Raw genomic sequence first — 25,781 nt, forward strand, 5'->3', positions numbered from 1 at the left:
AGTGTGTCAGGACCCGGTCACCAGTCCGTCGGACCGGCACTCCCCGCCTCGTACTCCTCGAGCGGCGTCTCGCCAGCGGCCCACGCGGTGACGACCGGGGTGACGATGCGCCAGCACTGCTCGGCGATGTCGCCCCGCACAGACAGCAGCGTGTTCTCCTGGAGGAGGCCGGCGAGCACCTGCGCGTAGGCGCTCAGGGTCGCGGCTCCAGGGTCCGCCTCGAGCTCGACCCGGCGCAGGCCGTCGACGTCATCGGCTCCGGTCACGATGAGGTCGAGGTGCACCGCGCCGCCCTTGAGCGACATGCGGAGGACGGTGTCGGCGTGTCCGTCGGGAGCGTCCAGTCCGGTCGGCGCCGCCGAGCGTCGGAAGTGCACGGCGACCTCGCGGCGCGGGTCGCCGATCCCCTTGCCGGAGCGCAGGACGAACGGCACCCCCTGCCAGCGCGGGGTGTCGACCTGGAGCAGGAGCTGTGCGAGCGTCTCCGTCTCACGGGAGGCGTCGACGTCGGGCTCGTCCACATAGGAGGGGAAAAGTCGGTCGCCGACCCGGCCCTCGGTGTAGCGGGCGCGACGGGCGGTCGACGGATCGTCCTTCCACAGCCGGACGGCGCCGAGGACCTCGGCGATGCGGTCGTGGACGTCGGTCGGCGTCACCGCGTCCGGCCGCTCCATCGCGGTGAGGGCGAGGACCATCAGCAGGTGGCTCTGCAGCATGTCGCGGAGCGCGCCGGTCTGGTCGTAGAACGCTGCACGCCCCTCGAGCCCCAGCTCCTCGTCGTAGAGGATCTCCACCTTCTCGATCTGCTCCGCGTTCCAGCCGGCCTCGAGGAGTCGGTTGCCGAAGCGGAGACCGAGCATCCCGAGGACGGTCGCGTTGCCGAGGAAGTGGTCGATGCGCCACAGACGCTCCTCCGGCACGACGTCGGCGAGCGCCGCGTTGAGTGCCTGGGCGTCGGCGAGGTCGTCGCCGAAGGGCTTCTCGATGGCGATGAGGAGGTCGTCGGGCAGGTCGATCTGCGCGAGCGCCTCGGCGACCTTGCGCCCGGCGGACGGCGGGAGCGCGATGTAGAGGATCGGCGAGCCGGTGCAGGCGTCGAGCAGTGCACGCAGTTCGTCGGGGTCGGAGGCGTCGGTGGGGATGAACTCCGTCGTCGACACCAGCGCGTCCACGGTCCGGGCGCCGATGCCGGCGTCCTCGAGGCTGGCGCGGACGGTCGCACGCCACTCCTCGTTCGGCTGCGGCGTGCGAGCGGCACCGATGATCTGCAGTGAGATGTCGCGGGCGGCGTCGACGACCTCACCGAGACCGGGGATCAGGAGCCGCTTGGCCAGGTCGCCGTTGGCGCCGAGGATCGCGATGGTGCGCTTCGTCGGTTCCAGCGACTCCGCATCCGGAATGCCGGGTACGGTGTCGGGATCGGGCTGGGTGGTGGTGTCGGACTGGTCGCTCATGATTCCATCCTGACCGAGAGCCGGATGATCGTCGTGGGGTTGCGCACGCCCGCGCCCCGGTCACTGAGCCAACTTCGGTCACTGAGCTAACTTCGGTCACTGAGCCTGTCGAAGTGCCCCCGAGCACACGTCCACGGCCACAGAACGACTCCCCCGTAGGCCCTTCGACAGGCTCAGGGAACGGGCGCCCCGCTCACCGAGCCGACCTCGGTCACTGAGCCGACCTCGGTGACTGAGCCAACTTCGGTCACTGAGCTTGTCGAAGTGCCCCCGAGCACACGTCCACGGCCACAGAACGACTCCCCGTGGGCCCTTCGACACCTCGACAGGCTCAGTGCGGCGCAGCTCGGGGAACGGGCGCCCCGCTCACCGAGCCTGTCGAGGTGCGCGCCTACTTGTCGTTCTCGGCGAGCCAGGCGTAGGACTCGGCGACGCCGCCGAAGATCTCCTTGCTGTAGCCGTCGAACTCCACGACGCGGGTCGCGTGCGGTGCGGCAGCGAGGATCGCCGGGATGTCGACCTGGCCCTGACCCGCGGGCTGCTGGTTCGCGAACGCCTGAGCGAGCGCGTCGGGCACGACGAGCGCACTCTCGCTGCTCGGCAGTGCGGTGGCGATGTCACCGGAGATGATGCCGTCCTTGATGTGCAGGAACTGCACGCGGTCACCGAGCGAACGGAGGAACGCCGGGGTGTCGGCACCGCCGACCGTCGACCAGAAGGTGTCGATCTCGAGGACGACCTCGGGCGACAGCTGCTCGACGAACAGCTCGAAGATCGGGCGCCCGTCGACGTGGGTCGAGAACTCCCAGTTGTGGTTGTGGTAACCGAACTTCAGGCCGGACGCCGCTGCTTGGACGGCGAGCTCGTTGACGCGCTCGGCGAGACGTGCCGCGTCGTCGGCGGTCTGCCAGCGATCGGTGGGGATGAAGGGGTCGATGACCGTCCCGATCCCGAGCCGCGATGCCGCGTCGAACGCGACCGCCGGGTCGGCGGCGTCGATGACGGGCGCGTGGCCGGACGGGGCCGTGACACCAGCGGCGGCGAAAGCGGTCTCGAACTCGGCAGCGCGCTCGACGAACGCGTAGGGCTCGACCTTCGTGAAGCCGATCTCGGCGATGCGGGCGACGGCGCCCTGCAGGTCCTCGGCGATGGCGTCGCGGACGGTGTACAGCTGCACGGACGGTGCGCTCATGGGTACTCCTTCGTAGCTTCGGGCGGGCACCGACGGGCGCTTCCGCGCGTGTCTCCCACAGCGCGGAACCGCTTCTGTCGACTCGTCGACAAAAGTACCCGAGGTGAGTCTAGCGACAGAGACTGGACGTGCGGGGCGCCGAGGCACTCATAGGCTGGAGAATCGACCGACCATCAGCGAGGGTGCACCATGTCAGAACCGAACCGGACGAAGCGGAGATCACCACTGCGCGCGATCGTCATCATCGGCGCCCTCACCCTGATCGCCGTGGTCGTCTACGCGCTGACCCTGAACCCGAACGTGTTCACCGTGCTCGTCATCTGCATCGTGATCGTGGTCTCGATCGAGGCGCTGACGAGCAGACCCGACCGGCCGTAGTCCGACCGGTGGCGGGACCGTTACTTCTCGGAGCGCTTGAGGGACTTCTTGACCGCGCGCTCGGCGAGGACGGTCACGTAATCCTGGACAGGACGCTCGGCGAGCGCGCTGACCTCTTCGCGCACGAGCTCGCCGATCCGAGCGGAATCGACCCCCGAGTACTTCTCGCTCAGCTTCGCAGTGAGCTGACGGATGATCTCTTCGTGGTCGATCTCAGTTGCCATGGACTCAGTATCAACCCACAGTTGTTGCCTGGGCTGTGAATCGCGACTTCCGTCCGCCGCTGTTCTCCCGCCGGACACCTGGCCGCCGCGATCCGTTCACCCTCCCCATCGGGCACCCGCCGAGGATATTCTGACCGCGATGTCGATTTCCGTGTTCGCCGTTCGACGTCAGAGTGAGGCGGGCGATCAGCGCCCCTGACGACAGGAGAAGACGATGTCGAAATACATGCTCATCATGCGCAACAGCGGGTCCGTCGAGAGGCTCGAGGACATGGACTTCGAAGCGGTCATCAACGCGATGGGCGCCTACAACGAGTCGATGATCAACGCCGGCGTGATGGTCGGCGGTGACGGCCTCACCGACGCCGCACAGGGAGCCGTGGTCGAGTTCACGACCGAGGCCCCGATCGTCACCGACGGCCCTTACGGCGAACTCCACGAACTCTTCAACGGGTTCTGGACCATCGAGGTGGCCACCCGCGAGGAGGCCATCGAATGGGCCGGCCGTGCGCCGCTCGGCCCCGGCAACAAGATCGAGGTGCGCCGCGTGACCGACGAGACGGACTTCGCCGACCACGCCGACAACGAGTACCTCCAGAAGGAGCAGGAGTGGCGGGCGCAGGAAGGCGTGGCGAAGCCCGCGGCCGACCCGGCCTGAGCACGACCGACGCGAGACGGACATGACCGACGCCGACCTGACCGACACCGGCGCGGCGGACGGCGATGAGGCCGCCCGCCGCGTGGTCGACAGCGTCTGGCGGATCGAGAGCGCGCAGATCGTCGCCACCCTCACGAAGCTGACCGGCGACCTCGGTCTGGCGGAGGATCTCGCCCAGGAGGCGCTGCTGGAGGCCCTCGAGCAGTGGCCGCGCGACGGCGTGCCGCGCAACCCGGGTGCGTGGCTGACGATGGTGGCGAAACGTCGCGCGATCGACGGTTGGCGACGCCGGGCGGCATTGGACGAGCGGTACCGGTCGCTCGCCCGGGATCTTGAGCAGGCGAGCGACCTCGACTGGGAGCCGATCGGGGACGACGTCCTGCGTCTCGTCTTCACCGCCTGCCACCCGGTGCTGTCGCGGGAGTCGCAGGTGGCGCTGACGCTGCGGGTCGTCAGCGGGCTCACCACCCAGGAGATCGCCCGGATGCTCCTCGTCCCGGTGCCGACGGTGCAGGCGAGGATCACCCGCGCCAAGAAGACGCTCGCCGCGGCCAACGTCCACTTCGAGGCGCCGGACCCGGCCGAGTGGCCGCGGCGCCTGTCGGCCGTCCTCGGCGTCGTCTACCTGCTCTTCACCGAGGGGTACGCGGCGACGAGCGGACCGACCTGGATCCGCGCCGAGCTCGCGAACGAGGCGCTGCGGCTGGGCCGACGGTTGGTCGCGCTCGTCCCCCGCGAGCCGGAGGCGCACGCGCTCGTCGCGCTCATGGAGTTCCAGGCCTCACGCTTCGCCGCCCGCGTCGCACCCGACGGCTCCGCGACCCTGCTCGCCGACCAACACCGCGAGCGCTGGGACCGGGCGCAGATCGGCCGCGGAACGGCGGCGCTGGCCCGCGCCGACGCGCTCGGCCGCGGACGCGGCGCCTACGCACTGCAGGCGACCATCGCGCAGTGCCACTCGGTCGCCCCCAGCGTGGACGCGACGGACTGGGAGCAGATCGTGATCCTCTACGAGGCGCTCGAACGGATCGCCCCTAATCCGGTCGTCGAACTCAACCGCGCGATCGCGGTGTCGATGGCGACCGGCCCGGCGACGGCGCTCCGCATCGTCGACGGCCTCGCCGACGATGCGTCGCTGCGGGGGTCGCATCTCATCCCGAGCGTCCGCGGCGAACTGCTCGCACGGCTGGGGCGCACCGAGGAGGCCCGCTCGGAACTCCTGACCGCCGCGCACCTCGCAGCGAACGACCGTGAGCGCGACGTCCTGCTGCGGAAGGCCGCCGGACTGCCGCAGTGAACCGCGTCTCCTGCGACCTCAGCGTCCGGACGACACCTGCGAGGGGCGATCGAAGCGCTGCCCCTCGGGCTTCGACGGCAGCAGCATGAGGACGAGGACGATGATGCTCCCGACAGACGGCACGAGGGTGAGGAAATAGTACGGGCCGGGGAACCCTGCATCGTGCAGGCGCCGCCAGGCGATCGCCAGGCTCGGCACGATGAGCGCCACCCAGGCGACGAGCAACAGTACGACGCCGACGATGAGCAGGACGCGCACGCCGAACCCCATGGGTCCAGGGTCCGCGAGGTCGTATTCGCTCCCGGACAGCCCCTGCTCCTGCGCGGCAGCCGTCGCCGCGGAGACTGCGGTCATGATCGCGCCGATGGTGATCAGCAGCGTCGGGATGAGCATCAGAAGCGTCGTGAGCAGCGCACTCCACCAGTACTCGCTGAGCGACGCCCGACCCGAGAAGTTCGCGTACTGCTTGAAGAACCGCCTGGTGGCCTGGCGGAACGTCGCCCCGTAGAGCGGCAGGGACAGGTCCTCCGGCGAGCTGGCGCCCCTGGGCGGGGGCGCGATGTACTGCGGCTGACCGTACGGTGCCTGGCCGTACTGCGGCTGGCCGTAGGGCGGTTGGCCGTACTGCGGCTGCCCGTACGGCAGCTGGGACTGCGGACCTGGAGGGTTCGGAGGATACGTCATGACTGCTTCCGGATCGCTGGTCGAGGTGCCTCCAGTATGCCCGGCATGGCGACCGGGGCATCGGGGCGGATCACTCCGACGCGGCCTCCCAGCGCAAGAGGTCGCCCGGCTGGCAGTCGAGTGCGACGCACAGCGCTTCGAGCGTCGTGAATCGGACCGCCTTCGCACGGCCGTTCTTCAGTACCGCGAGGTTGGCCGGTGTCACCCCCACGAGCTCCGACAGGGTACCGACCGACATCTTGCGGCGAGCCAACATGACGTCGATGTCCACGATGATCGGCATCAGATCACGTCGTCCAACTCGGAACGGAGCCCCTGCGCCTCGATCTCGCGGTCGACGGCCTGACGCAGCAGGGACCGCATGACCACGACCACGAGGGCGACACCGGCGGTCACGAGCGCGGCGCCGCAGAGGAGACCGATGACCCCCGGCGCGATCCCGCCCGGAGCGAGGAGGACGGCGAGCCCGAACGTGAGCAGCGCGGACACGGCGATCGCACCGATGATGACGTCGACGAACCGGAACGAGCGAGCCGAGAAGACCCGCCCCCGACGGACCAGGTCGAGGAGCGCCCAGACACACACGGCGCAGAGCTGGAAGGTGATGATCTCGGCGATCACGATGATCGCGAACAGGGTCCGCGGCACCTCGTCCACGCCGTCGAGGTCCGCCCAGAGCAACGGGACCATCACCACCTGCACCACCAGCGAACCCACCAGAGCGACCGCGAGGATCACCCGCAGCACCAGGACCGTCACTCCGCGCATCGCGCACCTCCATCGAAGAACAATGGAAAGCTATCGTTATTCGATAGATTGCGCAAGCCGACGCCATCCCGCTCCCTGAGCCATTCCGGTCCCTGAGCCCATCCGGTCCCAGAGCCCTTCCAGTCCCCGAGTCCGTCGGGTCCCAGGGCCATCCCGGTCCCAGAGCAATTCCGGTCCCTGAGCCTGTCGAAGGGCGCACTCAACCTCGGAACGCCTCCTGACGACGCCTCGCGACGAGCAGCACACCGGAGAGGAGGGCGAGTGCGGCGATGAGCAGCGCCGCGGCCGGCGCGGCGCCGGTCCTGGCGAGGTCGTCGCCACCACCGCCCCCGCCGGCTCCGGGCGCCGAGGCACCGGGGCTTCCGACAGACGTGCCCGGGAGGGCTCCACCGCCCGTCACCTGCAGCGAGGCCGTCGCCGCGCGATCGGTGGTGACACCTCGGAGCTCGACCGTGTGCACCCCGTTCGGCGTCGAGACCGGCACGGCGACGACACCCGAGACGGCACCCGAGCCGTCGGCGGTGAAGGTGGCGAGCCGCACCGGGTCGGAGAAGAGCGTGACCGTCACCTGCTCACCGGCGCCGAAACCCGAACCGGCGACCGCGAGGGAACCGCCCGCCGTCACCGATGAGGCACCGAGGACCACCCGGGCGCCGTCCCCCGGCTCCGGGTCGACGGGCGTCTCGACGACCGTGACGGTCACCGAACGCTCGGCGCCGACATTGCCGGCGACGTCGGTGGCGCGGTACCGCACGAGGTGCTCGCCCGGTTCGTCGAGCACGAGCCCGGCATCGGAGACCGGCGACCAGCCGGCATCGTCCTGGCCGGCACCACCCGAACCCGCGTCGCCCGACCTCACTGCCGCTTCGACCAGGGCGACCCCGGAACCCTTGTCCGTCGCGTCGAACCGCACGGTGACCGGTCCGGTCGCGGGGGCCTCCGGTGTGGTGACCGCCTCGACCTCCGGCGCGGTCGTGTCGATGTCCACGGACAGGGCCACCGGTTCGGAGACGTTCCCAGCAGCGTCGGTCGCGCGGGCCGCGACCACGTACACGCCATCGGCGCCGAGCATCAGCACCCGCGTCTCCGGGTCGAACGCGTCGACCTCCTCCGCCGGCGTCCACGCGCCGTCGCCGAGCCGGAGTTCGACCATCGGGGCGTCGTCGACGTCGTCGTCAGCGTCGACCGCGACCGACACGCCCTCGCGATACCAACCGGCCTCGCCCGTCGGCTCGGCCGGACTCGACGCGAGCGTCACGGTGGGCGCCGTCGTGTCCGGCTCCCCCGCCGGAGCGACCGCGTTCACCGTGATCTCCAGGATCCCGACGGATCCGCCCTGTTCCGCCGCACCCCAAGCCTGCATGCGCACCCGGAGGGCCGACGTCGCGACCGGTGTGAAGCCCACGGCGTTGGCGACGTCGCGGTCCCGGGTGTACGGGTCCGTGGTGTCGACCGGCACCCAGGAGCCGTCCGCGGCGAGCGTCTCGACCACCCAGCTGCGCGGCGGGATCACCCCCACGTTCGCCTCGTCTGCGGCGTCGGCGAAGAAGTGCACCGACGCGGCGTCGAGCGTGACCTCGCGGTCCCAGCTCAGCTGCACCCACTGCTCACCGACCATCGGCCAGGTGCCCCAGGACGCACCCGAGGCACTGCCGTCGTTGACGGCGTCGACCGTGGTCCACGGCGAGGAGTAGGAGGCGGTCGCCGTGGCGAACGACGCGATGTCGCCCTCGAGCGGGGCGTCCGCCGAGCGCTGCACGGTGATGGCGGTGACCGCCGACACGTTGCCGGCGGTGTCGCTCGCACGCAGGTAGACGTCGTGCGCCTCGAGGTCGAGCATGACCGGCGCGGTGTACGGCTCCCAGGCGTCCTGTCCGTCGACGGCGACCTCGAGGCCCGCGAGACCGGACGCGGTCTCCGGCGCGCCAGGATCGGCGGCCGACGCCGTGACCGCGCGGCTCTCCGCATCGAACGCCGCGTCGACGGTCGGTACACCGGAGTCGATCCGGAACGACGCGTTCCAGACCTCGGAGGTGTTCCCGGCGGCGTCCGTCGCCCGGATGGCCACGCTGTGCGGTCCGTCACCGGTGATCGTCTGCACGGCCGTCCGCTGCCCGGCGACGGCGGTCCAGTCGCCGCCGTCCCGCTGGAACTCGATGAGCGGCGTGGGGTCCGCCGCGTCGAGCGCCGTCGCCCGCAGCGTGACGTCACCGAGGAACCAGTCCCCCGCGCCGTCGACGCCGATCGTCTCGACGTCGAGCGTCGGCGCTTGGGTGTCCTCGGTGACCGTGCCGTCGATGACCGTCACGGTCGCCTCGACGCGGCCGGCCGCATAGCCTTCGGCGGTGCCGAGCACGGTGAAGGATCCGGGCGCGGCGAGCTGGTCCGCGGGGACGGGGTCCCAGTGCACGGTCGCGCGGACGGAGCCGCCCGTCGCGTCGTCGAGGAGCACGGTCTCCGGGAGGAGGGGCTGCGTCCCGGTGATCGTCGACACGACGACCGGCTGATACCCCGTCGTCTCGGCGGCCAGCACGCGCCACTCCTCGACGGCGAGCGCCGAATACGCCGGCGGGTTCGCCCCGTTGGACGAGGCGTTGAGCACCGCCCGGAGCCGGGTGGTGGTGACCGGTTCGAAGGTCACGGTGTGCTCCGCGGTCGTGGAGGTCGGGTAGCCGCTCGGGTTCACGACGTCGACCCAGGCTCCGGACTTCCAGGACTGCAGCCTCCAGCTCGACGGGTCGGACACCCCGTTGCCGGTCCCCGGTGCGACGTCGCGGAAGAACTTGATCGATGCGCTGTCGATGCGCACGGGGCGGTCCCAGTCGTACTGGATCCACTGCTGGGCGGGACGCTCCGCCGACCAGCTGCCCCACACGTCGGGCGGCAGCGGGTTCGGTCGGATCGTCTCGTCGTTGAGGGCGTCGATCCAGTACTGCGTCGGGACGGGCTCGTTCGAGGCCGAGGCGGTCGCCCAGGGTGCGACGTTGCGCCGTGGGCTGAGGTCGGGGCCGCGCTCCGGGGTCGTGACGACCTCGCGCATGGTCGGCGGCACGGTCGTGTCGTCCCACTCCACGCTGTCGATGGCGACCGAGCGACGGAAGTGGTTCCCGCCGACGGCGTCGGCCGTGTGGTACGCGATGTACCACTCGCCCTGGAACTCGGTGATGGCCGGGTGCGAGGTCGTGGACGACACGGGGGCGAGGACGCGGCCGCGCTGGGTCCACGGCCCGAAGGGCGAATCGGCCGAGGAGTACGCGATGCACGCGTGGTAGGTCGCCGGGGTGCAGGTGGAGTCGGGTCCGGCGTTGTTCGCCGCGTAGGCGAGGTAGTAGGTGGCGCCGCGCTTGAACAGCCACGCCGCTTCGAAGAAGCCGTCGACACCGGAGGAGATCGTGCGCACGTCACCCGTGAGCGTCACCATGTCGGCTTCGAGCTCGACCGCGCGGAGCTGACTGAAGCTGCCCCAGTAGAGGTAGACACGACCGTCGTCGTCGACGAAGACCGTGGGGTCGATGTTGTGGATCGTGTTGCCGAGGATGGCCTGGGAGATGATCGGGCCGCCGACCGCGTCCGTCCACGGGCCGAGCGGGTCGTCGGCGACCGCGACGCCGATGCCGAACTGGTCCTCCGACGTGCTCGCCGCCTCGTGGACCGGGACGTACCAGTAGAAGCGGCCGTCGGCACCCTCCACGACCTGCCCCGCGTAGGCGCGGCCGGAGGTCGCCCAGTCGAAGACGGTCTCAGGACGCATGAGCGACGGGTGGCGCTCCCAGGTGCCGGAGTCGGGATCGCCGGTGGAGAACGACTGCCACTCGTTCATGATGAAGTCGTTCGTGGTTGGGCCGGCCTCGTCCCGCCCCGCGTAGATGTAGAGCTCGTCGTCGACGACCAGGGTGGCGGGGTCCGCCGAGTACACGGAGCCGTCGCCGATGATGGGGTTCTGCGTGGCCGCCTCAGCCGGTGGTGAACCGACGACGACCGTGAGCAGTGAGGCGAGGACGGCGGTCGCGGCTCCGAGAGCGGCGAGGCGGAGGGGACGGGACACGAGGATCTCCAGTGATCGGTGTGGTGGTGCGGGTGGCCCTTCGACAAGCTCAGGGACCGGGGTAGGGGACCGGGGTAGGGGCTCACGGACCGGGGTGAACGGGCTCAGGGACCGGCAGGGGGCAGGGGCGGCAGCCGGGGCAGGCCCGGGGAGCGGGATGCGCTCCCCGGGCCTGCCGAGGCGATCAGACGAGCGGTCCGGTCGGTCCGCGCTCGAGCTGCGTGCGTCCGGCCCGCTGGCGGGCGATCAGCACGGCGGCGGCTCCGAGGAGCACCGCGAGGGCGGCGAGGCGACCGAACGTGGCGGCCTCCTCGGGCACACCGGTCGACGCGATGGCGTCCGGCGTGCTGGCACCCGGCGTGATGACGGTCACCTGGGCCGTCACCTCGCCGCCAGGCAGGACCAGGGCGAGCGTGTGGACGCCGGCCGTGGTCGTGTACGGGACGGTGAACACCGCGTTCGCCGTGCCGTCGGCACCCACCGTGAGCGTCCCGAGCGTCACCGGCGTCGACCGCAGCTCGACGCGGAACACCGCGCCCGGCTGGGCTCCCGTCAGCGACACCGGCAGCGCTCCGCCGGGGGCCACGCTCGTGACGCCGAGTCGCAGCACCTCGTCACCCGTCAGCGAACCGCTCGGTTCGCTCGGGCCGGGCGTCGGCGTCGGGTCGACCGGGGTCGGCGTCGGCTCCGGCGTGACCGGCTTCGCGGGGACGTCGACGGAGACGGACTCCGAGACGTTGCCCGCGACGTCGGTGGCGCGGACGGCCACCGTGGTCGCCGCATCACCCGTGGCGACGGGTGCGGTGTACGTGGACCACACCCCGTCCCCGACCCGGACCTCCGTGAAGGCGACACCGGAGTGCTCGTCCTCGGCGGTCACGGTGACGGTGCGCGCGGTGCCGTCGAACGTCCCTGCGGCTGTCGGGACGGTCGCATCGCGCCGCACCTCCACGACCGACGGCTCCGACACGTTGCCGGCGGCGTCCGTTCCACGGAAGGACACCGTGGCGACCCCGTCATCGGTCACGACGACCGGGCCGGTGTACACCGCCCACTCGCCGGTCCCGACCCGCGCCTCGAGGGTCGCGACGAGGTCGCGGTCGTCGACGGCGGTCGCCGAGACGCTCACGTCCTCGCGGAACCATCCGGAGGCGGGCCGCTCGGGGGTGACCGTGGTGGTCACGACGGGAGCGGTGACGTCCGGGACCGGCTGGTCGGCCGCCTCGAACACCTGCCACTCCTTGATCCCGAGGCTGCCCTTGCCGCTCTCGGTGCCCGAGGCCTCGAGGAGCAGACGCAGCTTCGTCGTCGTCACCGGGGTGAAGGCGACCGGGTTGAACGCGTCGACCTCGGTCCCGTACGCACCGAGCGCCTCGACGTCGACCCATGCGCCGGCGCCGTCTCCGGCCTCGGCGTCCCAGTACTGCGCCTTCCAGGACGCCGGGACCTCGATGCCGAGGCCCGCGTCGTCGAGGTTCGAGACGAAGTACGCCCCGGTCTCGCCGACGGTGACCGCCTCCGCCCAGTCGTACTGGACCCACTGCTGACCGATCTCCGGCCACGCGCCCCAGACGGTCGCGTTGTCGTTCGGCGTGACATCACCCGATGAGGTCGGAGCGACGTCGTCGTTGAGGCCGTTCACCGTGTTCCAGGCGGCCGTGAACGAGGCCGTGGGGACGGCGCCGATCGCGACGTTCCGGCGGAGCTGACCGTCGCTCTTCTGCACGACGACCGTGGTGTCCGCAGACACGTTGCCCGCGGTGTCGGTGGCACGGAAGTGGACCGTGGTCTCCTCCAGGCCCACGAGGACCGCCTTGGTGTAGGGCGTCCACTCCGCCGCGTCACCGATGCGGACCTCGATGGAGGCGAGGCCGGAACCGGCGTCCGTCGCGGTCGCCTTGACCGTGCGGGCCGCGGCGTCGGCGACCGGGGTCACCGACGGCGCTGTTGCGTCGATCCGGACGGTGACGTCGGAGGAGGCGGAGCGGTTGCCGGTGGCGTCCGTCGCGCGGGCGGCGACGGTGTGGACACCGTCACCACTCACGGCGATCGGACCGGTGTACGGAGCCCAGGCGGCGTCGTCGACCGACACCTCGACGACAGGCGCCGAGTCGCGGTCGTCGGTCGCGGTGACCGAGACGGTCGCCGCTCCCGTGTGCCAGCCCGATGCCGGGGCCGCCGGGTCGGCGGTGAGGGCGACCACCGGAGCGGTGTCGTCCTCCTCGCCGCCACCGGCGCCGACCGTCACGGTGGCGGTCGCCGACTTCGCTCCCGGCAGGGCCGATTCGACCGTCCCCGCGACCTCGAAGACACCTTCAGCCGCATAGGACGCGGGATCGACGGTGGCCCACATCACCGGCAGGTCCTCGCGGGACCCGTCGTTGTAGAGGACACCGAGCGAGGTCGGCAGTGCGGGTGCGACCCCGGCTGCGGTGGTGACCGCGACCGGGTCGACGGCGTTGATCTGCCCGGGAGCGGTCGCCCGCACCCAGACGGTCGCCTTCGCCGGCACCGCGGAGCCGGTCACGAGACCGACGACGGAGAAGCTGCCCTCACCCGCGACCTGCTCGGGTGTGATCGACGCCCACGAGACCGGGAGGTCGGCGTGGCTGCCGTCCGCGAACGTCGCGTCGACCGTCGACGGCAGTGTCGGCACGACACCCGTGGTGGTGCGCACATCGATGGGTTCGATCGCCGTCGGCGCGACCGCGAACACCTCCCACTCGCTGACCGCGACACCGGCGTACGGGTCGGCTCCGGTGCCGGGACCGGCCGCGCTCAGCACGAGGCGGAGCTTGGTGGTGGTCACGGCGTCGAAGTCGACGGCGTTCGGTGCGTCGCGCTCGACGCCGTAGGCGGAAGCGCCCGTGACGTCGGCCCAGGCGTCGCCGGTCCAGTACTGCGCCTTCCAGGACTTCGGCACGTTCACACCGGCGCCGGAGGAGGGGTCCGTCTGGTCGGCCCAGAACGACACCGTTGCGGCGTCGACCCGGACCGGGTTCGCCCAGTCGTACTGCAGCCAGCGGGTGGCCGGGCGGCTCCCCGACCAGGTGCCCCAGATGTCGGCCTGAGATCCGCCGCTGTGGAGGACCGTGCCGTCGTTCACCGCGTTGACGTTGTTCCATCCCGCCGTGAACTCGCCAGTCGGCGTCGCCTCGCGGGCGACGTTCTGACCGCCCGCCGACGCCGCACCCTGGACCACGAGGTCCTTCGTGCTGGTGAGCTCGCCGTCGCTGGCCGTGAGGCGCAGCGTGTACGAACCCTCGGCGGTGAAGCTCGCGGTCGTGGACGCCGCGGTGGCGTCACCGAAGATGACGAGACCGTCGTCCGGGGCGTCGACCACGGACCACGAGGAGGTCACGTCGCCGAGCGGCAGCCCGTCGTCCTTGACCTCGCCGACGAGCGCGAGCGTGCCGCCGGCGGAGTTCGCCTGGTCGACCCAGGCGTTCACCGACGGAGCCTGGTTGGTGGAGGCGGGTGCCGCAACGCCGGTCGCGAAGAGTTGGAGCTCCTTGACCCCCGTCTTGAACCCGGCGGCGTGGTTGACCGTCAGCCGCACGGCGTCGCCGGTGGCCTCGGGGAACTGCACATGGTTGTAGTTGGCTCGGGGGTAGACCGGGCCACGCGCCTGGGCCGGGATCGCCGTCCAGGTGTCGCCGTTCCGGACCTCGAGCGAGTACGTCGCCGGCTCCGAGTACCCCTGCACGGTGGCGGTGGACGAGGAGTTGTAGAAGTACACCCTGGCGTCGTCGAAGGTCTTGGTGCCTCCGAGTTCGACCACGAGCGAGTCCTTCGCGTTGGGTGACCCAGCGGTGCCCCAGAAGGGCTCGTTGGCGGTCGTGCCGTCCACCGCCGCGGTGGCGGGACGGCTCGGCGCGGAGAAGCTCGCGCTGACCTCGGCACCCTCGGCGGCGTTCGCGGATCCGGCGCTGGCCGGGTCCACGTCGGCGCCCGCCTTGGCGAAGAGGTCCACGACCCGGTCGCCGGCGGCGAAGGAGACGTCCTGCGGCGCCTGCAGCGAGGCGGTCGTCGAGGACAGGACGGTGACGTCGTCCGCCACCTCGACCGTGCCCGTCGCGGGGTCGTAGACGACCTTGCTCAGGGAGTCGATGGTGAAGGCGAGCTTGCCGTCGAGGAACACCGAGTAGCCCTCCGGGATGCTGTCGCCGTAGTGGCGCTCACCGCCCGGTGCGTCCCAGGTGATGGTGAGGTCCTGGTCGCGGAAGGCGATGTTGTTCGCCGTGAAGTGGTCCCAGTCGATGTCGATCGGGTCCAGCTCGATCTTCGCGTCGCTCCGCGGACGGAGCCCCATGGTGTCCTCGATCATCGTGAAGTTCGTCGCGCCGAGGATCGTGTGGTGGATCCAGGAGCGGTAGCCGATGTTCTGCGGGTCGGCGTCGCCGTCGGACCAGAACTCGTTCTGGTCGGGCAGGCGGTTGTCGCCACCGTTCTGGTAGTGCGACCACGCGTTCCAGTACAGGAGCTTCTTGTACCACTCGGCGTCGATCGCCTTCGTCGGGTAGTCGCGGAGCACCTTCGCCAGCATGCGGAACGTCACGGTGGAGTTGATCACCGAGAAGTTGTTGCTGCCCGGTCCGCCGTAGTCCGCCTGGTCGGCCTGGTTCGCCGTGTAGAAGGGGAAGATCGGGTACTGGGCGTCGTCCGCGAAGAGGTCGAGCGCCTTGACGTAGTCGTCGGCGTAGTCCGCGTCGCCCGGCTTCGGCATGAGGCCGACGGTGAAGGGGTAGAAGTTGTTGATCTCCTTCCACTTCGCCAGCTTGCCGTCGGACGTGAACCGGTGCTTCAGGACCTTCGCGTCGGCGTCCCAGAGGAGCTCGACGACCTTGTCCTTGATGCCCTGCGCGAACTCGTCCATCTCGACGGCCTTCGCCTCATTGCCGGCCGTCCGGTAGGCGGCGGCCGAGGCGAGCGCGTTGGAGTACAGGTACGCGTTCTCGGTGCGGTCCATGTACGCGTTCGGGCGCTCGTGGAACGACACCGCGTCGGCGTCGTTGCCCGTCATGGCACCCCAGTTGTAGTCGATGAGGCCGCTGTCGTCGGTGTCGTACGCGTCGAGCAGGCCCTTCACGTCGTCCTCGGCGTACTCCGCCAGGTTCTCGGCGATCGCCGTCGGCCCGCCGTGCAGCTGGTAGGAGCGCCACGCCGCCTCGGAGATGTACTGCGTGTAGCTGTTCGACCAGTTCGCCGGGTCACCGGGGTTGTCGACGAACTTGTAGCTCTTCGAGGTCTCCCCCGCCGACACCCAGGGGCCGTAGGAGTAGATCGGGTTGCGGAAGTACTTGAGGTCGTCGATGAACATGCCCGTGGTGAGCACGATGGCGTTGTTGTAGCCGAGCACGCCCTCCATCGAGGTGGGGAACTGGTAGTCGTTGCCGGGGATGTCGGCGTCGAGGAAGTTGAAGCGCATGAGCCACCAGCGGTAGTACAGCGTCTTGTCGATGTTGTCCTCGGGCGTGTCCAGGTAGGGCACGTTGTCGGCCCACCACTGGTTGTACGCGGTGACCTGCGCCGTGTACGAGGCGTCGGGCGCGAGTCCGCGGACGGCGTCGTACTGGGTGCGCGACTCCGCGATCTCGTCGGTGACGAACCCGAGCTGCACCTTGGTGGACACGGTGCCGCCGGCCGGGACGGCGAGGCTGGCCGTGATGCCGCCGCCGTCCGGCGTGAAGCCGTCGCCGGAGAGCCGCGGGAAGATCGTGGTGAGCTTGTTGGCCGCGGACACGACGCCGGTGAGCTCATCGCCCTCGACGGTCGTCGTGTAGGCCGAGCTGGCCGTGAGCTGCACGGTGTGCGCGCCGTTGGTACTGCGGACCTGCAGCCCGGTGACCGCGACGTTCCCGTCGGTGATGTACTTCGTCTGGACGACCTCGATCCCCGAGGCCGCGTGGCGGTGCACGCTGCGCCAGTAGCTCGGCGTCTGCACCCGGCTCGCCGTGTCCTCCGTGAGCGTCACGTCGGAGCCGTCGATCTTCGCCGCGACCGTGTACGCGGCCTTGCCGTCGATGGCCTCCCAGTAGGCGACCTGGCCGCCGAAGCCGAGTTTCGACGGGTCGTGCTCCTTCATGAACACGGCACGGCCGCGGCTGAAGAGCCACTGGTTGTCGTCGCCGAAGCTGCCGGTGGTGCCGGTGCGCTGGAGCATCCGGTCCATCCAGAAGTCGGGCCCGCCGAGGGCTCCGGCTCCAGCGGCCACGTCCGCGTCGAAGATCGCCTGCAGCTGGTTGCCGGCCGTGTAGCCGGTGCCGGTGGCGGGGACCGGGGTGTCGCTGCCCGAGAACGTCGGGTAGCCGATGTCGGCGTTCGCGGCCTGCGCCGGCGCCGTGAGGAAGGTCGTGCCGATGACGGCGAGAGCGGCTGTCGCCGCGATCCCGCCACGCCATCCACGCGACCCCCGCTTGGGGGTGGATTGCTGTGTTCTGACCACGCTGTCTAATTCCCTCTCGTCAGTGAGTAGGACACTCCCGGGGAGGTTATCGGGACATTCGCAGCATTCGCAAGGCTTTTCGGAAGTTTCGGCACACCGGGCGGAAATCGGATGACAGCACGACGAAAGCGCCCGACACCATACCGAAAGTCCAGCTGTTCCGGTGTGGTGTCGGGCGTTCAACGGCGCTCCGCGGGCGTCGGTCAGCTCCGCGTCGTGGGGATCCAGACGCGCATCGTCGACGGACCGCGCTCCGCCCAGGAGTGGTACGGGGCGATGCTCGCGGTGAACGGATCGGCGTCACCCGGGGCGTCGAACCCGTCCGCGTACGGCCAGGCGGCGTCCACGACCGGGCGGGTCCGGAGCACGACCGTCAGGCGCCCGTCGGACGCCTCCTCGATGTCCGCGTGCTCGTCGATCTCGACGCGGGCGAGCGACTCGTCGCCACCCGGAAGGTCGACCGACTCGACGCAGTAGACCTCGGGGCCGCGCTCGATCGCGACGGTGCCACGGATCGCGTCCACGCGCGGGTCGGGGTGCGTCACCCGAGGCCGGATGCTGAAGGACAGCTCGACGACGTCGCCGGCGGAGAACGCGCGGGTGACGTCCGCGTACCCGGTCGGGACCTCATGCTCGTCGCGGGAGCCCGAGGCCGTCTGCACCACGAGCCGGGCGTCGTCCGCCCAGGACGGGACGCGCAGCGACACCGTGAGTGCCTGGGTGGGAGCCTCGACGATCCGAAGCGAGACCACCCCGGTCCGCGGGTACTCCGTCACCAGCTCGGCCCGGAACCGGCCGCCGTGCTCACCGCCGACGACGGTGTCGATCGTGGCGGAGGCGAACTGATGGATCTGCACGCCGTGGTCGTCGGTCGTCGCGATGAAGGCCGCGAGGCTCGCGAGCGTGCGGGCGACGTTCGGCGGGCAGCAGGAGACGTCGAACCAGGGCGCGCGCTCCGACGACGACGCCCGGGGCGACACCTCGTCGTCCGGGCTCGACTCCCCGGGCGTCCGCTGGTGCAGCGTGTTGGCGTAGAAGAACGCGGTGCCGGCGGCTGACGGCGACGTCGCCACGACGTTGTACAGCACTCGCTCGATGTGGTCCGCGTACCGGACGTCGCGGTCCTCGAGGAGGAGCCGCCAGCTGAACATGATGGAGGCGATGCCGGCGCAGGTCTCGGAGTACGCGCGATCGGACGGCAACTCGAAGTCCTCACCGAAGGCCTCGTCCTGGTGGTGCGACCCCTGGCCACCGGTCAGGTAGGTGCGCCGGGCGATCGTGCGGTCCCACTGGCCGCGGAGCGCGTCGAGCAGCCCGGTGTCCCCGTGTTCGACCGCGATGTCGGTCGCACCGGCGGCGAGGTAGTTCGCCCGGACAGCGTGTCCCCGCAGCGCCTCGGCGTCGCGGATCGGGAGGTCGTCCTGGAAATAGGCGCGCCCCCACTCGATGTCCTGGAGGACCCCGTGGCCACGACGTTCCACGAACAGCGACGCGAGGTCGAGGTACCGCGACTCCCCCGTCACGCGGGAGAGCTCGGCCAGACCGACCTCGACCTCGGCGTGCCCGCACACGGACTGGATGCCGTCTGCGCCGAACACCTCGCAGATGAGGTCGGCGGCACGCGTCGCGATGCCGAGCAGGCCGTCGTCGGCACCGGGACTCGTGCGCGCTCGCGCCACCGCCGCCTGGAACAGGTGACCGAGGCAGTAGAGCTCGTGGCCCCACTCGAGGTCCGACCAGCGCGCGCCCTGGCCGGGCCGGCCGAAGCGGGTGTTGAGGTACCCGTCGGACTCCTGTGCGGCGACGACGCGGTCCACGACGCTGCGGAACCGGGATTCGAGCGCGTCGTCACCGCCCCGTCGCCCGATCTCCCAGGCCACGGCCTCGAGGTACTTGTAGACCTCGGAGTCGGCGAACTCGCGACCCCGGCGACCCTCCGGCAGGGTGCCGGCGGCGGCCAGGTCGAAGTTGCGGATCCAGCCCTCCCGCTCCAGCCAGTGCTCGACGTGCGCGAGGGTCGCGGTGCCGTTCACGCGCTGGCGGTCCGCCCAGAACCCCTCGGTGATGCCGACCTCGTCGAGCCCGAGCGGGGTGAGCGCACCGGTGGTGGGGACGACCGGGGCCATGCTGGTCCCCGTGCCCGTTGCTGTGGTCCTGATGGTGGTGCTCATGGTTACCCCTTGAATGCGCCGGACATGAAGCCGCGCACGTAGTGACGTTGGAGGATGAGGAAGAGGAGGATGCACGGCAACGCGAGGACGACGACGCCGGCCTCGGTCGCGCCGTAGTCCACGACGCCCTGGACCTGGCCGCGCAGGTTGGAGACGGCGAGCGGCAGGGTCATCTTCGCGGAGTCGTTGATGAGGATCAGCGGCGCCATGAAGTCGTTCCAGGCGGCGAAGAACGCGAACAGTCCCACGGTGATGAGGCCGGGCTTGACCGCCGGGACGAGCACCTTCCAGAGCACGGTCCAGGAGTTGCAGCCGTCGACCATCGCCGCCTCGTCGAGCTCCTTCGGGATCGACTCGAAGGCGATCCGCATCATGAAGGTCGAGAACGGCAGCTGGAACATGGTGAGCACGAGCGCCACCCCGACGAGCGAGTTGGAGAGACCGACCAGGTTGAGGAGCACGTAGAGCGGGATGAGCAGCGTGGCGTACGGGACCATGAGGATCGCGATGGTGGCGAGGAACAGGGCGTTCTTGCCGCGGAACTGGAACCTCGCGAAGGCGTACCCGCCGAAGAGCGAGATGACGAGCGTGAGGATCACGGTCAGCAGCGAGACGAACACCGAGTTGCCGATGTATTGCAGGATGCCGTCCTGGTACCCGGCGAGGGTGATGTAGTTGCCGAGCCCCCACCCCTCGGTCTGGTTCGTACCGGCAAGCGGAGACACCGAGCGGACGGCGGTCCAGACGAGCGGGTAGAGGAAGATCACGGCGAGCGCCGCGGTGAAGATCCAGAACGGCATCCGGATGGCGATACCGAAGAAGTTCGTCGGCTTCCCGTCCCGTCCGCGGCCGCGAGTGCGTCCGTGACCACGGACGTCGGGCATCGTCGAGGTGACGGTGGCCGGTTCCTTTCGGGTGATGGTCATGCTCAGTCCTCGACCTTCTTGCTGAACGCGCGGATCTGCACGATGTTGATGACGATGAGCGCGGCGAGCACGATGACCGACAGCGCGCCGGCGACGCCGAGGTTGTTCGGGCCCTGGAACGCCACGTTGTAGATGAGCTGGACGATGGTGATGGTGCTGTTGTCGGGACCGCCCTTGGTGAGGATGTAGAACTGCTCGAACGCGAGGAGCGAGCCGGTGACGCACATCACCGTGGTGAGGGCGAGGGTCGGCTTCAGCAGCGGGACGGTGATGTCGCGGAAGGTCTGCCAACGCGACGCGCCGTCGATGCGGGCGGCCTCGTAGACCTCCTCCGGGATGCCCTGCAGCCCGACGAGCATGAGCAGCATGTAGAAGCCGGCGAAACGCCAGACGATGAGGAAGACCGTCGACCAGAGCGCCGCGTCCGGGGTCCCGAGGAAGGTGAAGCCCATCGCCTTGGTGAGGTCCGCGAACGGGCCGGCGATCGGCGAGTACAGCACGTAGAACAGGAGCGACGCCGAGGCGAGGCCGAGCGCGCTCGGGATGAGGAAGGCGGTGCGGAGGAAGCCCTTCCATCGGCTGGACTCCTGGACGAGGAGCGCGAGGCCGAGCCCCAGGCCGATGAGGAGGACCGTCGCGATGACGGTGTACTTCAGCGTGAAGACGACCGAGTCGAGGAAGAAGCGGTTGTCGATCGCCTTCGGGAAGTTCTCGGGGAAGTTCACACCCTGGTTGCCGCCGAGGAGCGGCCAGTCGGACCCCGCCATCTGGAAGACGAGCCCGAGCGGGACGAGGAAGAGGAGGATGACGAAGACGGCGGTCGGGAGCGCGAACAGCCAGCCGGTACGGGCCTGCGCGGCGCGGCGCTTCCTGGCACCGACCGAGTCCGTCGGGCCTCGTCTGGCGAGGGTGGTACTCATGGGTGGGACCTTTCGAACGGGTGGGTGCCGATGCGCCGTCGCGATGGGGGGATCACGGCGGCGCACCGGCGGTCGGACTACTGCGAGAGCACGTCCGTGATGGCGTCGTTGTCGGCGTCGACGGAGTCGGTGCCCTCGAGTACCGCGTTGCGCACGAGCGTCAGCCAGGGGCTGGTCGGCGAGTTGAAGGCCTCCTGGAAGTTCAACGAGTACGGGGTGTCACCCTTCGATGCGACCTCGTTGATCGTGACCAGGCGCGGGTCCTTGCTCGAGTACTCGTTCTCCGCGAGGTCGGAGCGGGAGACCACGTCGTTGTCCTTTGCGAGAACACCGACCTGGGCGTCCTCGGACATCAGCCAGCTGAGGAAGTTCCACGACTGCGCGGCCTTCTTGCTGTCCTTGGAGACACCGATGCCGTCGCCACCGACGAAGGTCGAGTCGCCGCCCTTCGGCCCCGGGATGCCGGACACGCCGACGTCGAACGGGGTCGAGGAGAGGAGCGTCGCCGGGTAGGGCATGACGCCGACCTTGCCCTCGGTGAAGCCGGCGGTCCAGGTGGGTCCGGCCTCGTCCTTCGAGGAGGGGAGCACGGCGCCCGACTTCCACAGATCGGCCCACGTGCTGTAGACCTCCTTCGCGCCGTCCTCGGCGAGGAGCGACTCGGTGCCGTCCTCGTTCATGACCTGCTCACCGTCGGCCCACACACTGGGGAACCAGGTGAAGACGAGGCAGCCGCCGCAGTTGAGGCCCGTGGCGGTGCCGTAGGTGTCCGGCTTGTTGAGCGCCTGCACGGCTTTGGCGTCCTCGGCGAACTCGGCGAGGGTCGTCGGACCCTGCTCGGGGTCGAGGCCCGCCTCCTTGTAGAGTTCCTTGTTCCAGAAGAGCATCGAGAGGTCGAGGACGAAGGGGAGGACGTGTTCCTTACCGTCCGCGGTGCCGGCGGCGAGGTGGCCCTGGTTGATCTCGTCCTTGAAGTCGAGCCCGTCGATGTTCGCGGTGAGGTCCTGGAAGAGGCCCTGTTCGACCCAGTTCGGGACGTACACGATGTCGGCGGCGAACAGGTCGGGGAGGCTGTCGGAGCCGGCCGCCGCACCGACCTTCGCGACGTAGTCGTCGTTCGGGACGACGGTGAGCTTCACCTGGTTCTCGTGCGAGGCGTTGTAGGCCTCCACGAGGAGCTTCGCCTGCTTCTCGAGTGGGGCGCGGGTCCAGAGCGTGAGCTCCGAGCCGTCGTCGACGCCCTCGGGTCCGGCGCTGGCGAGCGGGGCGCTCCCACCGCCGCTGGACGAACAGGCGGCGAGGCCGAGGAGCAGGGCGCTGGCCGCCAACACCCCTCCGACCCGCTGCTTGCGTGTGATGTGCGTGCTGCGCATGTGTGACTCCTCTGACTCTTCGTTGAGCGGACCGGTCGGGTCCGGCGGTGCTTCGGGAGAGGTTTCGAAACTGTCGAAAGCCCTTTCGGTAAAGCTAGCCTGGGATCAGAGTAGCGTCAAGAGGAATATCCGGTAACGTTTCCGAGAGATGAAGAGGGGGCGTTTCATGCCAGACAACGATGTTTCGGCGACGACCGGGATCGCTGCCGGTCGGGCGGCGACCCTCGGTGACGTCGCGCGCATCGCGGGCGTCTCGATCGCCACGGCGTCGAAGGCGATCAACGGGCGGAGCGAGGTCGCGCCGAAGACCCGACAGCGCGTGCTCGATGCCGCGAAGTCCGTCTCGTTCACCCCGAACGAACTCGCCCGGAGCCTCATCAACGGCCGGACGGGCACCGTCGGCCTCCTCACGAGCGACCTCGAAGGCCGGTTCGTGATCCCCATCCTCATGGGCGCCGAGGACGCGTTCGGCGCAGGCCAGGTGAACGTGTTCCTCTGCGACGCCCGCGGCGACGCGATCCGCGAGCAGCACCACCTCAACGCGCTGCTCACCCGGCGCGTCGACGGCATCATCGTCGTGGGTCGCAGCACCGACCCACGGCCCTCGCTCGGCCACAAGCTGCCCGTCCCCGTCGTCTACGCGTACGCACCGTCCGACGATCCGACGGACGTGTCCATCACCCCCGACAACCGCGACGGCGGGCGCCTCGCCGTCGAGCACCTGATCGCCTGCGGGCGCTCCCGCATCGCGATGATCACGGGTGAGCCGCAGTACGCGGCTGCCAGGGACCGCGTGACGGGCGTGCAGAACGCCCTCGCGGCGGCGGGACTGGAGCTCGTCGGCTCGCCGATGTTCTCGGAGTGGACCGAGCACTGGGGTCGCGATGCGGCGGCGATGCTGCTCGCACAGCACCCGGAGATCGACGGCATCGTCGCCGGTTCCGACCAGATCGCCCGCGGCGTGCTCGACACCGTCCGCGACCTCGGGCGCGACGTCCCGAGCGACGTCGCGGTCGTCAGCTTCGACAATTGGGAGATCCTGGCCACCAACTCGCGCCCGGAGCTGTCGTCGATCGACGCCAACCTGCAACAGCTCGGCCGGCTCGCCGCCACCCGCATCTTCGAGGCGATCGAGGGCACGGAGGTCGCGCAGGGGGTCGAATACCTGCCGGGCCGCCTCGTCCTCCGCGGTTCCACGATCCCGAGGCGCTGAAGTCCGGTCGGACGCCGATACTCGCCGCGCGGGTGATGCGACAGCCGTCGGACATCGCTACGGTCGAGCCATGGACAGCTCAACCGTCATCATGATCGTGGTCCTCGCCGCCGTCGCGGTCATCGTCTTCACGATCACCGTGCAGGCCAGACGACGTAGCGGCGGGTCGAAGCATCGCGGTGGTACGACCTCGGACTCCGGCATGCCGTTCATCGTCGACAGCGACGGTCACCATGGAGGCGGCCACCACGGCGGAAGCGACTCCGGCGGTTGGGACGGTGGCGGTGGCGGCGACTCCGGCGGCGGCGGAGACGGGGGCGGTGGGGGCGGCGGCGACTGACCGGTCCGCCCGGGCCGCGTGAGCCGTCAGCGACGTCGCTGCTGCTTCGGGCGACGCTTCGGTTTCGGACGCGGCTTCCGCTTCGGTGGCGGGACCACCGCGCCAGAGCCGACCGAGTCGCCTTCTCTACCCCTCAAGCGCCTGCGCGAGACGTCGATTCCCCCGGCCGGCCCGCCGATCCACATCGGGACATCGCCCTGCCAGCCGGCGACGAAGAACAACACCCCACCGACGACCAGTCCGCCCACCCCGCTTGCCTGCCAGATCGCCTCGTCATAGATCACGGGTCCCACAGCCTGACCGTCGAAGAGCAGATGGAACCCGTTGTTCACGACGACGACGAGCAGCGTCAGCCACCCGACACCGAACACCGTGCCGGCCACCCACCCCCATGAGGCGATCGCCAACCCGCCCAAGACGGCGGCCGCAGCGACGGGTACGCCGAACGCCACGAACAGGACGATCGCGACCCAGGACTCGGCACTGTCGCCGCCGATGGCGGCCAAGACGATCGCGACGACGACGAGCAGCACCACGGAGGCGATGAGCGCGCAAGTCCACGTCGTGATGCGCCGTCGACTCATCCGGTACGGGTTGGTGGTGGGATCGCGGTGCTCCTGCGAGCCCGACTGCTGCTTCGACATGCCCTCATCCTCGACCATCGGACGCCGCTCCATCGATCGACCTCGTGGCACGGCGTCGCGATAGCCTCGCTGCATGGGGGAATCGCGAGGCACACGAGCGCGCCCGGGCGCGACCCAGGCCCGAGGCTGGCTGACCCTGTCCTGGTGCGCATCAGTCTTGGCCGCGGCGTTCCTGGGGGCAGGCGTCGTGAGCATCTCGACCTACGCGTCGTTCCTCGACTTCCCGCAGGACGATCCCGGCTGGATCAGCCACCACGACTGGCTCGCCTCCACCGGCACGGCTGCACTGATCATCGGCGCCGCGCTCGCGGTCTGCAGCGCGGTGGCGTTCATCCTGTGGCAGGTCGGGCTCCCCGAGCAGCAGACGCGGAGCCGGGATCGGCCCTAGCGACCCGCGAGGTCGCCGAGTCGGGCGCGCATCGCGCGGAGCACGTCGACGAGGAGCACGTCGCCCGGTCCGGCGAGCCACTGCTCGAGGGAGGCGTCGAAGAGTGCCGAACCGATGGATGCGGCGAGCGCCGCGTCGGCTGACGTGACACCACTCTCCATGAGGGCATCGTGCATCGCGTCGGTGAGGACCGCCGACTTCAGCCGTTCCCGCTCGCGCAGCTGCGGTTCCGACCGGATGACGGCGCGGCGGGCCGCGATGTCGTCCCGCCAGCGCTGCAGCTCACCGGCGGCCACGGTCTCGAGGCCGGACATCACGAGCGCGAGCGCGTCGAGTCCTGGTGGCGCCGCAGCGACCAGCCGTCCGACCACGGTCGGGAGCTCGCGCTCGCGGAGGAAGAGCACATCGCGCTTGTCGGCGAAGTGACGGAAGAACGTGCGGGTGGTGAGCCCGGCGGCTTCGGCGATCTCCGGGACGGTCGTCGCCGTGAAGCCCCGCTCGGCGAACAGCGCCATCGCAGCGCTCTCGAGTCGGAGAGCGGCGTCGGGTGCCCAGCGTGCCATGCGATCAGGATAGCCGATGACACGTCGTGTCGTCAGGTGTAGAGTGATGGCACACCGTGTCATCATCGCTACGCCAATCCGCAACACCCTTGGAGGCC

20 protein-coding genes are annotated in these 25,781 nt (G+C 70.0%); 6 read left to right on the forward strand and 14 right to left on the reverse strand.

Annotation, left to right across the window (positions count from 1 at the left end; all coding sequences use genetic code 11):
• Positions 1-17: 17 nt before the first annotated feature.
• Together ACZZZB_RS09045 and ACZZZB_RS09050 are read right to left on the reverse strand one after the other, a co-directional pair.
• Complete coding sequence (locus tag ACZZZB_RS09045) at positions 18-1,454, reverse strand: glucose-6-phosphate dehydrogenase (RefSeq protein WP_079000708.1); 1,437 nt, start codon at positions 1,452-1,454, stop codon at positions 18-20.
• A 391-nt stretch (positions 1,455-1,845) separates the two neighbouring features.
• Positions 1,846-2,646 carry a sugar phosphate isomerase/epimerase family protein gene (locus tag ACZZZB_RS09050; protein ID WP_079704551.1) on the reverse strand — a complete coding sequence of 267 codons (801 nt, stop codon included), beginning with the start codon at positions 2,644-2,646 and terminating at the stop codon, positions 1,846-1,848.
• 189 nt (positions 2,647-2,835) lie between these two features.
• Here ACZZZB_RS09050 and ACZZZB_RS09055 point away from each other — a divergent pair, with 189 nt between their 5' ends.
• A complete protein-coding gene (locus ACZZZB_RS09055; protein ID WP_137242728.1) occupies positions 2,836-3,024 on the forward strand; it encodes a hypothetical protein in 189 nt (62 codons plus the stop codon).
• Positions 3,025-3,044: 20 nt separating this feature from the next.
• Here ACZZZB_RS09055 and ACZZZB_RS09060 read toward each other — a convergent pair whose 3' ends face one another.
• Positions 3,045-3,248 (reverse strand): three-helix bundle dimerization domain-containing protein, encoded by a 204-nt coding sequence (locus ACZZZB_RS09060; RefSeq protein WP_064295795.1) that lies wholly within the window; start codon positions 3,246-3,248, stop codon positions 3,045-3,047.
• A gap of 214 nt (positions 3,249-3,462) precedes the next feature.
• Between ACZZZB_RS09060 and ACZZZB_RS09065 the strand changes: the two genes are divergently transcribed.
• On the forward strand, positions 3,463-3,906 hold the full coding sequence (locus ACZZZB_RS09065) for a YciI family protein (RefSeq protein ID WP_463529499.1): 444 nt from the start codon (positions 3,463-3,465) through the stop codon (positions 3,904-3,906).
• Between the two features lie 22 nt (positions 3,907-3,928).
• Positions 3,929-5,203 carry an RNA polymerase sigma factor gene (locus ACZZZB_RS09070; RefSeq protein WP_192019611.1) on the forward strand — a complete coding sequence of 425 codons (1,275 nt, stop codon included), beginning with the start codon at positions 3,929-3,931 and terminating at the stop codon, positions 5,201-5,203.
• A gap of 18 nt (positions 5,204-5,221) precedes the next feature.
• Here the strand turns inward: ACZZZB_RS09070 and ACZZZB_RS09075 are convergent, their stop codons facing one another.
• The 9 genes from ACZZZB_RS09075 to ACZZZB_RS09115 form a co-directional block, all read right to left on the reverse strand.
• Positions 5,222-5,887: a DUF805 domain-containing protein gene (locus tag ACZZZB_RS09075; protein WP_463529500.1), complete on the reverse strand. Its 666-nt coding sequence runs from the start codon at positions 5,885-5,887 to the stop codon at positions 5,222-5,224.
• Positions 5,888-5,957: 70 nt separating this feature from the next.
• Positions 5,958-6,170: a helix-turn-helix domain-containing protein gene (locus ACZZZB_RS09080; RefSeq protein WP_137242732.1), complete on the reverse strand. Its 213-nt coding sequence runs from the start codon at positions 6,168-6,170 to the stop codon at positions 5,958-5,960.
• Positions 6,170-6,655, reverse strand: a complete 486-nt coding sequence (locus tag ACZZZB_RS09085) for a DUF2975 domain-containing protein (RefSeq protein WP_137242733.1) — start codon at positions 6,653-6,655, stop codon at positions 6,170-6,172. The genes ACZZZB_RS09080 and ACZZZB_RS09085 overlap by 1 nt, the downstream gene beginning before the upstream one ends.
• Positions 6,656-6,854: 199 nt before the next feature.
• Positions 6,855-10,700 carry an OmpL47-type beta-barrel domain-containing protein gene (locus tag ACZZZB_RS09090; RefSeq protein WP_463529501.1) on the reverse strand — a complete coding sequence of 1,282 codons (3,846 nt, stop codon included), beginning with the start codon at positions 10,698-10,700 and terminating at the stop codon, positions 6,855-6,857.
• Between the two features lie 184 nt (positions 10,701-10,884).
• Positions 10,885-17,145, reverse strand: a complete 6,261-nt coding sequence (locus ACZZZB_RS09095) for an OmpL47-type beta-barrel domain-containing protein (protein WP_463529502.1) — start codon at positions 17,143-17,145, stop codon at positions 10,885-10,887.
• Between the two features lie 203 nt (positions 17,146-17,348).
• A complete protein-coding gene (locus tag ACZZZB_RS09100; protein WP_463529503.1) occupies positions 17,349-19,316 on the reverse strand; it encodes a glycoside hydrolase family 127 protein in 1,968 nt (655 codons plus the stop codon).
• 2 nt (positions 19,317-19,318) lie between these two features.
• Positions 19,319-20,242, reverse strand: a complete 924-nt coding sequence (locus ACZZZB_RS09105) for a carbohydrate ABC transporter permease (RefSeq protein ID WP_463529504.1) — start codon at positions 20,240-20,242, stop codon at positions 19,319-19,321.
• A 2-nt stretch (positions 20,243-20,244) separates the two neighbouring features.
• The gene (locus ACZZZB_RS09110) at positions 20,245-21,162 is read right to left on the reverse strand and encodes a carbohydrate ABC transporter permease (RefSeq protein ID WP_137242736.1); all 918 of its coding nucleotides are present in this window, start codon (positions 21,160-21,162) and stop codon (positions 20,245-20,247) included.
• Between the two features lie 77 nt (positions 21,163-21,239).
• On the reverse strand, positions 21,240-22,535 hold the full coding sequence (locus tag ACZZZB_RS09115) for an ABC transporter substrate-binding protein (RefSeq protein ID WP_137242737.1): 1,296 nt from the start codon (positions 22,533-22,535) through the stop codon (positions 21,240-21,242).
• A gap of 166 nt (positions 22,536-22,701) precedes the next feature.
• Here ACZZZB_RS09115 and ACZZZB_RS09120 point away from each other — a divergent pair, with 166 nt between their 5' ends.
• Complete coding sequence (locus ACZZZB_RS09120; protein WP_137242738.1) at positions 22,702-23,748, forward strand: LacI family DNA-binding transcriptional regulator; 1,047 nt, start codon at positions 22,702-22,704, stop codon at positions 23,746-23,748.
• A 70-nt stretch (positions 23,749-23,818) separates the two neighbouring features.
• Positions 23,819-24,088 carry a hypothetical protein gene (locus tag ACZZZB_RS09125; RefSeq protein WP_463529505.1) on the forward strand — a complete coding sequence of 90 codons (270 nt, stop codon included), beginning with the start codon at positions 23,819-23,821 and terminating at the stop codon, positions 24,086-24,088.
• 26 nt (positions 24,089-24,114) lie between these two features.
• Here ACZZZB_RS09125 and ACZZZB_RS09130 read toward each other — a convergent pair whose 3' ends face one another.
• Entirely contained in the window at positions 24,115-24,732 is a 618-nt protein-coding gene (locus tag ACZZZB_RS09130) for a hypothetical protein (protein ID WP_463529506.1), read from the reverse strand.
• A gap of 73 nt (positions 24,733-24,805) precedes the next feature.
• On the opposite strand from ACZZZB_RS09130, the gene ACZZZB_RS09135 reads away from it, so the two are divergent.
• Positions 24,806-25,120, forward strand: coding sequence for a hypothetical protein (locus tag ACZZZB_RS09135; protein WP_137242740.1), 315 nt, complete (start codon positions 24,806-24,808; stop codon positions 25,118-25,120).
• On the opposite strand, the gene ACZZZB_RS09140 is transcribed toward ACZZZB_RS09135, so the two are convergent.
• Positions 25,117-25,683, reverse strand: a complete 567-nt coding sequence (locus ACZZZB_RS09140; RefSeq protein WP_229940595.1) for a TetR family transcriptional regulator — start codon at positions 25,681-25,683, stop codon at positions 25,117-25,119. The genes ACZZZB_RS09135 and ACZZZB_RS09140 overlap by 4 nt on opposite strands.
• Positions 25,684-25,781: the final 98 nt, after the last annotated feature.

It is taken from the genome of Plantibacter sp. AC185 (assembly GCF_979258065.1).